The 14886-nt window shown below is 45.0% G+C and carries 16 protein-coding genes; 1 reads left to right on the top strand and 15 read right to left on the bottom strand.

The features are described 5' to 3' along the window. Positions 1 to 10: 10 nt before the first annotated feature. The 6 genes from DX073_RS08320 to rpsP form a co-directional block, all read right to left on the bottom strand. The gene (locus DX073_RS08320; protein WP_115007343.1) at positions 11 to 565 is read right to left on the bottom strand and encodes an RNA ligase 1 family protein; all 555 of its coding nucleotides are present in this window, start codon (positions 563 to 565) and stop codon (positions 11 to 13) included. A gap of 217 nt (positions 566 to 782) precedes the next feature. After that, positions 783 to 2147 carry an argininosuccinate lyase gene (gene argH / locus DX073_RS08325; RefSeq protein ID WP_181814408.1) on the bottom strand — a complete coding sequence of 455 codons (1365 nt, stop codon included), beginning with the start codon at positions 2145 to 2147 and terminating at the stop codon, positions 783 to 785. Positions 2148 to 2275: 128 nt separating this feature from the next. After that, on the bottom strand, positions 2276 to 3346 hold the full coding sequence (locus DX073_RS08330) for a DUF475 domain-containing protein (RefSeq protein ID WP_115007347.1): 1071 nt from the start codon (positions 3344 to 3346) through the stop codon (positions 2276 to 2278). Positions 3347 to 3553: 207 nt separating this feature from the next. Continuing rightward, positions 3554 to 3802 (bottom strand): YfhL family 4Fe-4S dicluster ferredoxin, encoded by a 249-nt coding sequence (locus tag DX073_RS08335; protein WP_115007350.1) that lies wholly within the window; start codon positions 3800 to 3802, stop codon positions 3554 to 3556. A 3-nt stretch (positions 3803 to 3805) separates the two neighbouring features. After that, complete coding sequence (gene rimM / locus DX073_RS08340) at positions 3806 to 4339, bottom strand: ribosome maturation factor RimM (protein WP_115007352.1); 534 nt, start codon at positions 4337 to 4339, stop codon at positions 3806 to 3808. Between the two features lie 156 nt (positions 4340 to 4495). Further along, the gene (gene rpsP, locus DX073_RS08345) at positions 4496 to 4741 is read right to left on the bottom strand and encodes a 30S ribosomal protein S16 (protein ID WP_029102950.1); all 246 of its coding nucleotides are present in this window, start codon (positions 4739 to 4741) and stop codon (positions 4496 to 4498) included. 275 nt (positions 4742 to 5016) lie between these two features. On the opposite strand from rpsP, the gene DX073_RS08350 reads away from it, so the two are divergent. Then, positions 5017 to 6450, top strand: a complete 1434-nt coding sequence (locus tag DX073_RS08350; protein ID WP_115007354.1) for an ATP-binding protein — start codon at positions 5017 to 5019, stop codon at positions 6448 to 6450. Positions 6451 to 6491: 41 nt separating this feature from the next. Here the strand turns inward: DX073_RS08350 and DX073_RS14310 are convergent, their stop codons facing one another. The 9 genes from DX073_RS14310 to DX073_RS08390 all read right to left on the bottom strand — a co-directional run bounded on the left by DX073_RS14310 (position 6492) and on the right by DX073_RS08390 (position 14879). Beyond that, entirely contained in the window at positions 6492 to 6662 is a 171-nt protein-coding gene (locus tag DX073_RS14310; RefSeq protein ID WP_181814402.1) for a hypothetical protein, read from the bottom strand. A 79-nt stretch (positions 6663 to 6741) separates the two neighbouring features. Beyond that, positions 6742 to 8421, bottom strand: coding sequence for an ATP-binding protein (locus DX073_RS08355; RefSeq protein WP_115007356.1), 1680 nt, complete (start codon positions 8419 to 8421; stop codon positions 6742 to 6744). Between the two features lie 94 nt (positions 8422 to 8515). Continuing rightward, entirely contained in the window at positions 8516 to 9238 is a 723-nt protein-coding gene (locus DX073_RS08360; RefSeq protein ID WP_029102947.1) for a response regulator, read from the bottom strand. A 127-nt stretch (positions 9239 to 9365) separates the two neighbouring features. Beyond that, positions 9366 to 9782: a F0F1 ATP synthase subunit epsilon gene (locus DX073_RS08365; protein WP_115007358.1), complete on the bottom strand. Its 417-nt coding sequence runs from the start codon at positions 9780 to 9782 to the stop codon at positions 9366 to 9368. A gap of 84 nt (positions 9783 to 9866) precedes the next feature. Then, positions 9867 to 11291, bottom strand: a complete 1425-nt coding sequence (gene atpD, locus DX073_RS08370) for a F0F1 ATP synthase subunit beta (protein ID WP_115007360.1) — start codon at positions 11289 to 11291, stop codon at positions 9867 to 9869. A 20-nt stretch (positions 11292 to 11311) separates the two neighbouring features. Continuing rightward, complete coding sequence (locus DX073_RS08375) at positions 11312 to 11704, bottom strand: outer membrane protein assembly factor BamE (RefSeq protein ID WP_258556916.1); 393 nt, start codon at positions 11702 to 11704, stop codon at positions 11312 to 11314. Between the two features lie 16 nt (positions 11705 to 11720). Then, positions 11721 to 12593, bottom strand: coding sequence for a F0F1 ATP synthase subunit gamma (gene atpG, locus DX073_RS08380; protein WP_078274458.1), 873 nt, complete (start codon positions 12591 to 12593; stop codon positions 11721 to 11723). A gap of 66 nt (positions 12594 to 12659) precedes the next feature. Further along, complete coding sequence (gene atpA / locus DX073_RS08385) at positions 12660 to 14204, bottom strand: F0F1 ATP synthase subunit alpha (RefSeq protein ID WP_115007362.1); 1545 nt, start codon at positions 14202 to 14204, stop codon at positions 12660 to 12662. Between the two features lie 33 nt (positions 14205 to 14237). After that, positions 14238 to 14879, bottom strand: coding sequence for a F0F1 ATP synthase subunit delta (locus tag DX073_RS08390; protein WP_065255034.1), 642 nt, complete (start codon positions 14877 to 14879; stop codon positions 14238 to 14240). Between the last annotated feature and the right edge of the window lie 7 nt (positions 14880 to 14886).

Consider the following 14886-nt stretch of genomic DNA (forward strand, 5'->3'; position numbering starts at 1 on the left):
ACAATCCGCCCTATTTTCCCCATTGCAAGCCAAAATCACGGCGTTTGATTTTGACCATATCGCCATTGTCTCTGTGCCACACAATGCCTTCCACCACATTGGCTTCAAACCATTGTTTTAAGCCGTCAAAATCTCGGGGCGGTTCGCTCTCAAATCGCCAAGCCCCGTGCTTGACAAGTTGGTGCGTGGCGACTTTGTGCGGATTGCCTTGCACCTTTGGACCAATCAGCTCATAAGTGCCATCATCGCCCACAAAATCAGCAAAGGCTTCATTGTGCCAACGGTCGGCAGGGTTGTCAGCTTCCACCGCCACCCAGCCCGGCCAATGCCCTGTAACAGGGTCTGGCTCTTGGGCAGGGATAAATCCCGTAGGCGGGGTTTTGCCCTTTTTGGCATCATAGCGTTTGTAGAGTTTGCCGTCTTGGACGAGCGTGGAAGTGCCGTCAATCTTAACCGTTGCCACGCCTTCGCCTGCCACAACCCACTCCGCCCCCGCCACGATTTCATCATAGACTTGGCGAGTGCCTTCATAATCTCTTTTAAATAAAGAAATGACTTTTTTCATAAGAAACTCCAAAAATAAAAAAACCACCCAAAAATTTGAGTGATTTACCATTGCAAAAAAAAAATTTATGCACGACTAAGCCTACCACTCCTAAAATTAGGGTAGCAAATACAAATCATTGAATGAGATTGTTTTAAAATAATTGTATTCATAATCATACACAAAAGATAGATAGCTTAATAATGATAGCCTAAAAAGCCAAAACCGTCAAGCCAAATTACATAATCCTTTTTCTACCATTTTCAATCGCCTGTTTAACCGCCATTGGAGCAGTTCCCCCAATATGGTTACGAGCATTGAGCGAGCCTTCAAGGGTCAAGCAGTCAAAGACATCATCGCCAATCAAATCGCTAAATTGTTTTAACTCATCAAGCGACAACTCTGCCAAATCCACGCCTTTTGATACGCCTAACGCCACCGCACTCCCAACCACTTCATGAGCATCACGAAACGGCAAGCCCTTTTTGACCAAATAATCCGCCAAATCAGTCGCTGTGGCATAGCCTTTCATTGTGGCGGTACGCATATTTTGGGCGTTTGGCGTGATGTTTGGAAGCATATCAGCAAAGGCGATGAGCGAGCCTGTCAGCGTATCCACGCAGTCAAACAGGGGTTCTTTGTCTTCTTGGTTGTCCTTATTATATGCCAACGGCTGATTTTTCATGAGCGTAAGCAGGGTGGTCAGCTGTCCGAACACTCGTGCCGCCTTACCCCGCACAAGCTCTGGCACGTCAGGATTTTTCTTTTGGGGCATAATACTTGATCCTGTACAAAAGCGGTCAGGCACTTGTACAAAACCAAACTGAGCCGACATCCACAAAATAATCTCTTCACTCATTCTGGATAAGTGCATCATCAAAATGCTGGCGTTGGCGGTAAATTCAATGGCAAAATCACGGTCAGACACCGCATCGAGCGAGTTCTCACAAATGCCTTCAAAGCCAAGCAATTTGGCAGTAATCGTACGGTCAATCGGATAAGTCGTCCCTGCCAAGGCTGCCGAGCCAAGTGGCATTTGGTTAATGCGAGTGCGAGTCTGGGCAAAACGCTCGCTATCACGGCAAAGCATTTCAAACCACGCCATCAAATGATGAGCAAAACTCACAGGCTGAGCGGTCTGTAAATGCGTAAAGCCGGGCATGATGGTCGTGGTGTGTTTGCTTGCCAAATCAAGTAGACCATTTTGTAATTTGCCAATTAAGGCGATGATTTTGTCGGTCTCATCTCTTAGGTATAGGCGAATGTCGGTCGCCACTTGGTCGTTACGGCTACGCCCTGTGTGCAGTTTTTTGCCGACATCGCCAATCAAGGCGGTCAAGCGACTCTCAATGTTCATATGAACGTCTTCTAGCTCCACACGCCATTCAAATTCGCCACGCTCAATCTCACCTTTGATTTGGGTCAGTCCGTCCACGATTTGACGGCTTTCATCGGCGGTGATGATACCGCACTGCCCAAGCATCGTGGCGTGGGCGATAGAGCCTTGAATGTCTTGGTTTGCCATGCGTTTGTCAAAATTGACCGAAGCGGTAAATTCGGCAACAAAACGGTCGGTGGCTTCGGTAAAGCGTCCGCCCCACATTTGGGCGGTTTGGGTAGTAGTCATGATAATGCCTTATTGATGAAAATAAGGCGTATCTTAACAATGAATGCAGTAGAGTACAAGCGATTTTGCTGTTTTATGGCATTATTTGTGCTAAGTGTGGCTTATCACTGCTTGGAGATAGACTCAGGCGAATTATTTTTGCGATAGCGAATGGAAGCTATCACTGACGCCACGATAAAGGCAACCCCGATAAGCCCCGTGATAATCTCAGGCACATGAAATTTCATCGAGATAAGCATGATAATTGCCAACGCCCCAATGGCATAATGAGCCCCGTGTTCTAGGTACACAAACTCATCCAGCGTGCCTTTTTCAACCAAGAAAATCGTCATCGAACGCACAAACATCGCTCCAATGGCAAGACCAATCATGATGATGACCACGTCATTGGTAATGGCAAATGCCCCAATCACCCCATCAAAACTAAATGATGCGTCCAGCACTTCTAAATATAAAAAGCCTGCGATACCACCTTTGGCAATCGCTCCCACTACTTCGTTGCCGTCCACTTTGTCATCGTCATCATCGCCTTCTAAGAAAGTGGATAGCACGTTTACACCCATATAGATAAGAATGCCCCACACGCCTGCCATAAGGACAGCAGGTTCATGTACTTCATCTACCCACGACAAGGATGTCATCAAAATCACAATCGCCACAAACACGCTCATGGCATCGACTTTACCAAATTTGGCAAGGTGTTTTTCAAGCCAGCCAAACCAATGAATGTCTTTGTCATCAAACACAAAGTTCAAAAAGACAAGGAGTAGGAACATACCACCAAACGCGGCAATCTCGGCGTGATGTGCCATGAGCTTGGCGGAGTATTCTGTGGGATTATTAAGTGCCAAATCGACAACTTCTTTCATACCCATGTCTGCCGTTACCGCCACGATGACAATGGGAAATACCAGTCGCATACCAAACACAGCGATAAGCATACCGACGGTTAAAAACAGCATTTTCCAAAACTTATCCCAATGCTTTAAGACGGACGCATTGACCACCGCATTATCAAAGGATAATGAGATTTCCATGAGTGCCAGCACCATTGTAATAAACAGTGCCGAGAGCATGGCGGTTGTCCCACCATGCGTAAAGCCCCAGTACGCCGCCCCAATCAAGCAGACGATGGTAAAAAATATGTCAAAATAAAAATGTCTTAGGGTTTTCATCATAGATGAGATGTTCCTGTTTTATAACAAGAAAAGCGATAAATAATCATGCTTAATGAGCTTAATATTTACCACAGATTTGTAGGGGCGTGTTGAACACGCCCTTGGTTAGCACACTATCTTTATAGGTGCGTAGAGCCAGCTCTCTACATTCATACATCATAGATTTGTGGTAATTTTAAAGTTTTGTAGCCATATCGCCTTTATCTAGCTGTTGGTAATTTTGTGATATTTAACAAGTAGCTCATCTTCGCTCTCGTCATAATCAGGGTCTTTGGGAATGCAGTCCACAGGACATATGTCCACGCATTGGGGCGTGTCATAATGTCCCACGCATTCGGTGCATAGGTCGGGATTGATGACATAGATGTCATCCCCTGCTGAGATGGCTTCATTGGGGCAGACAGGCTCACACACATCGCAGTTGATACAGTCGGTTGTGATTTTGAGTGCCATGGCTTAATAGTCCCTGCCCCATGCCACGAGCATGGTTTTGGTGTCCAAATCCACATTAAGTACGATGTCACTATGCCACGGAATAAGCCTGTCTTCACTATCCACGCTCTCGGCAGTCGGCTTGACCGAAATGATGGCATGGGCGGACGTCTCGAACATCTCTTTGATGACGCCCAAATTATCGCCTTCTTCGTTGATGATCGTCAGCCCCACCAAGTCCGACCAATAATACTCATCATCATCCAAAGCGGGCAAGTTTGATTTATCCACCCAAACGCTCACGCCATTCATGGTCTCTGCCACGTTACGGTCAGGCACTTCCTTAAAACTTGCCACCAACCCTGCCCCCTGCTCTCGCCAGTCGCTGACCGTCAAAGGGCGAAAACCGAGTGCTGTTTTCATGTACCAATGAGGCATGTCAAAGATGTCCGAGCGGTTGTCAGTCAAGCTAAACACCCACAGCCAGCCCTTAATGCCATAAGGTTTTTTTAGGGTAGCGATTTGGATGAGCGTGTCAGGATTGGGCGATGTTGTCATGGCGTTTTAAATAAATTAATAAAAATAAATGCTTGCAAGGTAAATAAGAGTTTTGACTTATTTTAAAACCAGTAAAGAGATAAATAAAAAATCGGTCTGCATGACACTCATCAATCAATGATAAGAGACACACAAACCGACACAAGATGTCAGCGATTACGCTTTGTTGCTAGCCTTAACCAGTTGGGCAACACGGTCAGAAGGCTGAGCTCCTTTACCAATCCACGCATTATAAGCGTCTTGGTCAATGCGAAACGCTTCTTCTTGACCACGAGCCAGTGGGTTAAAGAAACCAATACGCTCAATGTGGCGACCGTCACGAGACGCACGCTTGTCAGCAACAACGATTTGGTAGAATGGGCGTTTTTTTGAACCGCCACGAGCTAGACGAATAACAACCATGATAATTCTCTCTTGAATTCATTAAATGACAAAGTATTTGCAAGAAAAAACTGGTCGCCAAAAATGTGAGGATGAGCCGATGGCAAAACCAGATTTATAAAAAGACCCTAATTATACCAATTTTTATGCCATTTTCAAAGTAATTTTTTAAAAATTCTCATGCCGTGATGCAATACCTGACAACATGGGCATAAATTGGTTTGACAAAGCAATTTCCGACTTTATGCACAAAACGTGTGTTAAAATAGAGCGTATCGCACTTTTATCCCATTTTTATGAAAAAAAATTACAAGTACTGGCAACTTAAAATCAGACACACGCTAAATTCTAACACATGGCAGACGGTCAGCATGGTGATTTTTATCGTCTTTGCCAGTATCGCCTTATCGATTTGGCTCATTTGGCGAAGCCTGTATCTGCCTGAGATTAAGAATCACGCCAGTTATTTGGCAAGCGAGCTGACCTTTATTGACAACGCCAATCAGAGCTTTGCAGACGACCCTGCCATGCTCAAATGGGTGCAGGACAACAGCCATGTGCAAATCATCAGCGACCCGAGCGAGTTTCCTGTGGTCAATGACAAGATAGTGGCTGACTTTTTTACCGACATTTTTGCAGGGCAAGTCAGCCGAGAGCTTGGGCGTGAGGTCAAGGTTTATTTTAAGTTCAAACCAACTCCGAAGCTGTGGATTTGGGACAGCAAATACCCCAACGTTTGGCTACGCGAACCTGTCATTCATTATTCGCAGTACAGTGCGGGGTTACTGGCAGGCTTTGTGTTTGGCTTGCCGATTTTGACCATTTTGGTAAGTCTGGTTTTGGTGCGTCGCCTAAATCGCCCACTCAAAAAACTAGAACGCACCGCCAATGACTACATTCATCTAGGGCATGCAACCGTGCTACCCGAGGTTGGCTCAAATGAGATTCGTAAAGTCAATACCGCCTTTAACCGCCTATTTCACACCCTACATCAAGCCCAAAAAGAACGCACCATCATGCTCGCTGGCATCAGCCATGACCTACGCACGCCCCTAACTCGCATGCGACTGACTGCCGAGATGTTGCCTGATGAGTTTTTTCGAGAAGGGCTGGTGTATGACATCGAGGACATGGATGCTATTTTGGAGCAGTTCATGTCATTTATGAAAGACGGCTCGGATGAAGCAGTGCGAGCGACCAATTTGGAGCTGATTTTCCATGAAATCAGCGTGCAGTTTAATGACGTGCGTTTTGTCTATGACAATCAGGTCGCCGAAGATGTCATGGTGCGTCCTTTATCCATGAAACGTTTGATTGTCAATTTGGTCAATAATGCGGTGCGTTATGGGCGTGAACCCATTCATTTGGGAGCGGTAATTGATTATCGAGACGCTGATGATTTGACCGCTGAAACCCTTAAAAAAAGAATACTCACCATCAGTGTGCGTGATGAGGGCGAGGGTGTGGCGGAGAGTGAACTACAACGTATTATGCAACCTTTTGAGCGTGGTGAGACAGCACGGACAACCCAAGGTAGTGGGCTAGGTCTTGCCATTGTCAGTCGTATCGCTCACCTGCACCAAGGCGAGGTCATCGCCCGCAACCATGACAATGGCGGGCTAGAAGTTCTTGTGCATATTCCTTTGGTAGATAATACACGAAGCACAACTGACACATCAGACAATCCGACAAAACATGATATCGGTCAAGATGAGAGTAGCCCTATTTAAGCCAATAAATCCTATCAGTCTAAAAATGGTGTGATTTTTAATTATTTTTTACCAATCTCGGGGGGCAGCTGATTGGTCGTATCGGTAAAGCTGACGGGGGCGACAAGACTGGCTTTGGCTTGCTCAACATTCTTATCGGTACTAGGCACCAGCAGAAAATAACCCAACAGAGCCGCATTGGCAAGCACCAATAATCCAAAAAGATAAGGCATATTGACATCCTAAGATAAATTTGTAATTTATTTTAGCATAACTTTGTCAAAATGCCACGCCAGTTATCTGTATTTATCGCTATTCGTCTGTACCGATGAGTTTTTTCTCACTTTTTGCGCCCGTCAGCTCATCTGCCACGACAACCACGCCCACCTGTTTGACTGGCCATTCCATGGTAAATCTCGCCCCATGCAAACTTGGGCTTTCATCCACACTCATGTTACCACTAAACCAAAATGCAATGCGTGAAACAATGGACAGTCCAAGCCCATAGCCACCTGACGCACGGGTACGACTGTCATCGAGACGGGCAAAAGGAATGAACACTTTTTCACGGTCGGCTTCGGGAATCCCATGCCCATCATCTTCGACGGTGACAAATGCCATGCCTTTTTTGACCCCTGCACTGATGATGATGGTGCTTTTGGCATAACGCAGGGCATTGCCTGCTAAGTTTTGTACCACGCGGTGCAAATAACGCCTGTCTGCCATCGCCACCACTTTTTGGGCGGGCGGTTTGATTTGTATGGCAATGGGTTTGCCCAAAGCATTGGTCTCACGCTCAATTTGTTCAAGGAGCTCTTTTAGGCACACCATTTCCCAATCCATCTTGGGCGAGCCTTCTTCGAGCTTGGCATAGGTTAAAATTTCATCAATGAGTTCATTTAAAGAAGCAATGTCATCATCAATATACTGCTTTTGTACCTGCCGTGACTCATAATCATCATCATCAGCAAGCATGTCCACCGCAAAACGAATGCGTGCCACTGGTGTTCTTAGTTCATGCGAGACGGCACGGGTCAGCTCACGCTGAGACTCGATGAGTCTTTTGATGTGGCGGGTCATGGTATTAAAGGTTGATGACAGACGGGCTATGTCATCGTACCCTGCCACCTGCACCATGGTGTCAAGTTTGCCTTCAGCAACTTTATTAACCCCCATTTGTAATAGTTGCAAACGTCGCTCTAATGGGAAAATCAGGGCATACACCCCAAAGCTGACCAGTAACAGGCAAATCAGCACAATACTGATAATGACGTCCAAAGAGAAGAAATTAAACAACGGCACATTCGCCACCAACACTTCATTGGGGATGTTTGATGAAATCATCACTGACAAATGTGGGTTTTGATTTTGGTTGTCAAAAGTCAGCACTGCTTTGCCTGCATTTAGCTTATCAAACTGCTCCCTGTCCAACTCCAAACTTGCCAGTGGCATGAGTACAATGGGGTAGCCAAAATTTTTACTTAGGTAAGTAAGGCGTTGTTGTTTTTCTTCTAAAGTATCATAATCTCTTAAATCATCAAGCAAAAAACCCATGGCGGCATGAATTTGTCTTTCGTTAATGCGGTCAAGTTCGGCAGATAATATGTTCTGACCATCATCTATTTGATGATAAACCGTAGAATGACGGGTCATCTCATCATGACGCACCACAGATTTGCCCTCGTGGAGGCGTTTTAACTCACGCCCTTTAAAATCAAATTCATCAACGGGCGTTACATGAATCTCAGAACCAAAAGCTCGACTGGTTGCCAGTAGCCACTGCTCTTTGTTGCTCTCATGCTGTCTGTCATAAGAAGCTGTGCCTAAATAAAAAGCAACCGTGGCAATGGATTCTCGATAAGATTGCAGGCGTTGCTGGTTAATTGCCTGCATGAGAAAATAGCCAAAAAAGGCAACCAAAAAGCAGACAAGCAAAAGCCCTGCATAAATACGAAAAAAGATACTACGTTCGGTGATTGATGAGAGTGCCATACCATTGACTTATCATGAGTGAAAATAAAAAGCCAGCGATGTGGCTGGCTTTATTGTAGCATAGCTTGGATATTGACTGATGTTAAGATTACAATTAATTGCCTTCTTTAACAAACAGATAACCTTTACTACGCACTGTTTTGATACGTTTGGGATTTTCTGGGTCATCGCCAATTTTTGGACGAATACGAGAGATACGCACATCAATTGAACGGTCTTGACCATCGTACTCAATACCACGAAGTCGCTCAAAAATATCTTCACGAGATAAGATACGACCTGCATTTGACGCAAGTAACCAAAGCAAATCATACTCAGCACTGGTAAAATCAACCAATTCGTCATTTAAGGTAACTGAGCGACCGCCATTGTCAATGACCAAGTCACCAAATTCCAAACGCTGTGGTGTGTCGTCTGTCGGTGCCGAGTCAGAGCGACGAAGCAAGGCACGGATACGGGCTAGCAACACTCGGGGCTGGGCAGGTTTTGCCACATAATCATCCGCTCCCATCTCCAAGCCTAACACCTGATCCATGTCTTCGGTGCGTGCTGTTAACATTAAAATCGGCTGAGCATAGTGTGGACGTACTTCACGGCACACTGTCAAACCATCACTACCTGGCAACATGACATCAAGCACCACCAAATCAGGCTGTTCACTAATGATGCGACGAATCGCACGAGTGCCATCAGTTTCAATCGCCACGTCCAATCCGTTACGTCTGAGATAGTCTTGGGTTAAGACGGCAAGACGCTCATCATCTTCAACAATCAGAATTCGGGGAATATCTTCTTTTTCTGGGGCTGTCGTTGTCATATATTATCCTTGAATACATCAAAAGATACATCAAAATCAGGTAATGCCATCAATCAAGCAGACTTGTTTGGTGGACGTGCTTATTCTAACAAATTTTTGAACAATAAGCACGATTTTTAATCAGCAATTAAGCACGATTTTTATATTTTTGAATGGTTTGTAGCTGTGCCAATGACTCTGCCAATGCTGTCAGGGCAGCAGTGGTATCAATATTAGCACTTTGATTTGCCAAGGCTTGCTCAGCATTGCGACGAGCTTCGGCAATTTTTGCTTCATCCAGATTACTGGCACGTTCTGCCGAATCAGCAAGCACGGTCACAATCTTAGGTTGAACTTCAAGTACGCCACCTTGTACATAAATCACTTCATCTGTACCATCGGCTGATTTTAGGTGCAAAGGACCTGGTTTTAGCAAGGTGATGATTGGCGTATGACCTGCCAAAATACCAAGCTCACCATCAATACCCGAAGCCACAAGCACGCTAATGTCACCTGAGTAAAGCTCTTCTCTGGCACTGACCACTCGGCATGTAAATGTTGCCATGATGACTCCTATCTATTTTATATCATCGTTTTGTCCGTGATAAAGTCAGTTAAGATTGGATTTCTCCAATCTTAACTTTGGACATTAAGCAGCTTTTAGCTTGTCAGCTTTTGCAATCACTTCATCAATACCACCTACCATATAGAAGGCTTGTTCTGGTAAGTGGTCATATTCGCCACTGATGATGGATTTAAAGCCAGCAATGGTATCACGCAATGCCACATATTTACCAGGTGCTCCTGTAAATACTTCTGCCACGTGGAAAGGCTGTGATAGGAAACGCTGAATCTTACGAGCACGATAAACAACCAGCTTATCTTCTTCTGACAACTCATCCATACCCAAGATGGCAATGATGTCTTTTAACTCTTTATAACGTTGTAGTACTTCTTGCACACCACGAGCAACATTATAATGCTCATCACCGATAACTTGTGGGTCAAGCTGACGTGATGTTGAATCAAGCGGGTCAACCGCAGGGTAAATACCTTGTGAAGCGATATCACGGCTAAGTACGACCGTTGCGTCCAAGTGAGCAAAGGTGGTTGCAGGCGATGGGTCAGTCAAGTCGTCCGCAGGAACGTAAACGGCTTGTACAGAAGTAATCGAACCTGACTGAGTAGAAGTAATACGTTCTTGCAATGCACCCATCTCTTCGGCAAGTGTCGGCTGATAACCTACCGCAGATGGCATACGACCTAGAAGTGCTGATACTTCGGTACCTGCTAGGGTATAACGGTAAATGTTATCAACGAACAACAGAACGTCACGACCTTTGCCAGTAGCTTCGTCTTTTTCATCACGGAAGTACTCTGCCATGGTCAGACCAGTTAGAGCAACACGCAAACGGTTTCCTGGTGGCTCGTTCATCTGACCGTATACCATCGCAACTTTTGACTTGGTAAAGTCTTCGGTATTAACAACGCCAGCTTCTTGCATTTCGTGATAAAAGTCGTTACCCTCACGAGTACGCTCACCCACGCCTGCAAACACGGACAGACCTGAGTGTTTTAGGGCGATGTTGTTAATAAGCTCCATCATATTAACGGTCTTACCAACACCGGCACCGCCGAACAGACCAACTTTACCACCTTTTGCAAATGGGCAAAGCAAGTCAATAACTTTAATACCAGTTTCTAGTAGCTCTGTTGAGTTAGATTGTTCATCATAGCTTGGGGCTTCACGGTGAATAGACCATTTTTGCTCAGCATTCACAGGACCTGCTTCATCGATTGGGCGACCCAATACGTCCATGATACGTCCTAGTGTTGCTGTACCCACAGGCACAGAGATGGGTGCACCTGTATTAGAAACAGGCAAGCCACGTTTTAGACCTTCGGTAGAACCCATGGCAATGGTACGTACCACGCCATCACCTAATTGTTGTTGTACTTCCAAAGTTGTTTCGGTGCCATCAACACTTAATGCATCAAAAATTTGGGGTACTTGACCACGGCTAAACTCAACGTCAATTACCGCACCAATAATTTGTACAATACGACCGCTCATTGCGTTCTCCTAAATATAAGTTATTCTGCAATACCCATTTTGGACTGATTGGCAGTCTCTCTAAAGGTATAGTTGGAGACCACTCCACGATTATCAAATAAAATAACCAACTCTTTGGTTTGAGTGTTCTCACCCAGTGAGAAAAAATTGTAAGGAATAAAATTTCTTGCCATTGGTTTTGATTTGGAATGACGATACGTCCAAATTTCATTACCACTGTCAGTAAATGAGACATTATCAGCAGAACCAAAAATTTTGCTCACATCTTGTTTGGTGGTTTTACCTTTAATGATGGCTTGTTCAATGCTTTGTTGGTTTTGTTCCTTCATGGCCACATTTCCTGTTGATGCACAGCCCACCGCCAAAGTTGCCACAATCAATGATACCAACACACCACGCACATAATGATTCATAAGAACTCCAATTTTATCAAGATACCGCAGCAGCACCACCAACGATTTCCGAAATCTCTCGGGTAATCGCTGCTTGTCTGAGCTTATTATAAACCAATTGTAAATCTTTAATTAAATTACCAGCATTATCTGTCGCCGCTTTCATCGCTACCATACGAGCAGATTGCTCTGATGCGATGTTTTCAAGGACGGCTTGATAAACCAATGATTCAATATAGCGTACCATCAAACTGTCAATCAACGTCTTTGTATCAGGCTCATAAATATAATCCCAACCGTGACTGATACCCTCATCATCGGACAAAGCTCCCTCAGGTAAAGGAACAAGCTGAGTGATTGATGGTTTTTGGGTCATGGCATTGATGAACTGATTGTACACCAAATAGATTCTATCTAATTTGCCATTTTGGTAATCATCAAGCATGGTCTGTACGGGACTGCTGATGTGTTCATAGCTTGGGCTATCGCCATAATCGGTAACTACCGATGTGACATTACCACCAAAGTTTTTGAAAAAACCAACGCCTTTTGAGCCAATGGCTGCAAACTCAACTTCGACAGACTGCTCTTGGTAAGTTTTGACTGACTTTAATAAACTTTTAAACAGGTTAATGTTTAGACCACCTGCCAAACCACGGTCAGAAGTAACCACGATAAAACCCACACGGTTCACAGGGCGACTGACCATATAAGGGTGCTTATAATCGGACTGTGCTTGCACAAGGTGTGAAATCACACGGTGCATACTTTCAGCATAAGGGCGACCCATGCCCATGCGTTCTTGAGCCCGACGCATTTTACTGGCAGCAACCATCTGCATGGCACGTGTGATTTTCTGAGTGCTTTTAATACTGGTTACTTTTGCACGTATTTCTTTTAAGCTTGCCATAATTATTCCAAAACTGGACTCAGTTTAAATGGGTATATGGTGTATCAATGATACACCATATTGCTCTTAGTAGCTACGAGATGCTTTGAAAGCTTCAATCCCTGCTTTTAGACGACTCTCGATGTCATCATTATAGTTGGCAGTCTCATCAATCTCACTCATGAGAGCACCATGTTCGCCACGAAGGAAGCTTAACAAACCTTGCTCAAAAGCACCGATTTTTTCAACAGGTACATCAGCAAGATAGCCTTCGTTTGATGCATAGATGACCGCCGCTTGGTCAGCGATAGACATCGGTGCGTATTGTTTTTGCTTCATCAGCTCAGTCACACGCTGACCGTGTTCTAGTTGCTGTTTGGTTGCGTCATCCAAATCTGATGCAAACTGAGCAAAGGCAGCCAACTCACGATACTGTGCCAAGGCTGTACGGATACCGCCTGAGAGCTTTTTGATGATTTTCGTTTGAGCTGCACCACCCACACGAGATACCGAGATACCAGCATTTACCGCAGGGCGAATACCTGAGTTAAATAGGTTAGATTCTAGGAAAATCTGACCATCAGTAATCGAAATTACGTTGGTAGGTACGAACGCTGATACGTCACCTGCTTGGGTTTCAATGATAGGCAAGGCAGTCAATGAACCAGTTTTGCCTTTGACTTCGCCACCCGTAAACGCTTCTACATAGTCTGCATTGACACGAGATGCACGCTCTAACAGGCGTGAGTGCAAGTAGAATACATCCCCTGGGTAGGCTTCACGTCCTGGTGGACGGCGTAGTAGTAGCGAGATTTGACGATAGGCAACCGCTTGCTTAGACAAATCATCATAGATGATAAGTGCGTCTTGACCACGATCACGGAAGTACTCACCCATGGTACAACCAGAATATGGGGCGATGTATTGTAGTGCTGCAGGCTCTGATGCTGATGCAACCACAACGGTAGTATAAGCCAATGCACCTGACTCTTCTAGTTTACGCACCACGTTAGCGATGGTTGAGCGTTTTTGACCAACAGCAACATAGATACATTTGATGCCAGAGTCTTTTTGGGCAATGATAGCATCGATTGCCATGGCGGTCTTACCTGTTTGACGGTCGCCAATGATAAGCTCACGCTGACCACGTCCGATTGGAATCATGGTATCAACCGCTTTATAACCTGTCATAACAGGCTCATCAACCGATTGACGAGCGATAACGCCAGGGGCGATTTTTTCAACTTTATCGGTTAGCTTGGCATTGATAGGACCTTTGCCATCAATAGGATTACCCAAAGCGTCAACCACGCGACCCAACAGTTCAGGACCTACGGGTACTTCTAGGATACGACCTGTGCAGTATGCTTTTTGTCCCTCTTGCAGGGGTAAATAGTCGCCCAAAACGACCGCACCGACTGAGTCTTGTTCTAAGTTTAGTGCCATGCCATAGACATTGCCCTCAAACTCAATCATCTCGCCATACATGGCTTCTTCTAGACCATGAATTTTTACAATACCATCAGAGACACTGACGATAACGCCTTCAGTTTTAGCAGTTGCGCTTACGTCAAGGTCTTGAATACGTTGCTTAATCAGATTGCTGATTTCAGCTGGATTCAATTGTTGCATTGCCTTGTTTCCTATAATTTAGACAGCCACAGTTTATGCTGTTAGCTGAGTCTTTAATTGTTTTAACTTGCCACGCACCGAGCCATCAGTAAACTTATCGCCCACTTTAATGGTCGCACCCCCTAACAGTGAACTATCCACAGCCTCGTGTAAAATCACGATAGAACCTGTTGAGATAGCCAAAGATTCTTGTAGGGATTTGCGTTGGGCTTCAGTTAGTGGGTAGGCTGATGTTACGTAAGCGTCAACCTGTTTTAGCTCTTGTGATTTTAGCTTGCTGTAATGAGCATGAATCTCAGGAAGCAAAGACAGTCTGTCATTATCAGACAGCTGGCTGACAAAGTTTGTCAATGCCTTATTGGCTGTCAAATGCTTACTTCCTGCTAATACTTCTGCCGCCGCACTCACGTCCACACCCTGTGACGCCGCTGTCTGCAACGTTTGGGCAAGTGGCGAGTTACTCGGTCTTTGGCTGGTGTAAATATCCATCAGCACCGAAGTTTTTTGACTGGCGGGAATGGCTGGATTGTGTAGCAAACCAATAAATGCGTCATCACGCACAATATCCGATGCCATCAACAAGAAGTCTTCCCATTCGTTAATCGCATTTTGCTCTTTAGCATAGTCAAACGCAGCCTTTGCGTAAGGTCTTGCCAAGGTAGATAATTCAGCCATGAGTTCC

It is taken from the genome of Moraxella lacunata, assembly GCF_900453205.1.
Taxonomy (GTDB): domain Bacteria; phylum Pseudomonadota; class Gammaproteobacteria; order Pseudomonadales; family Moraxellaceae; genus Moraxella; species Moraxella lacunata_B.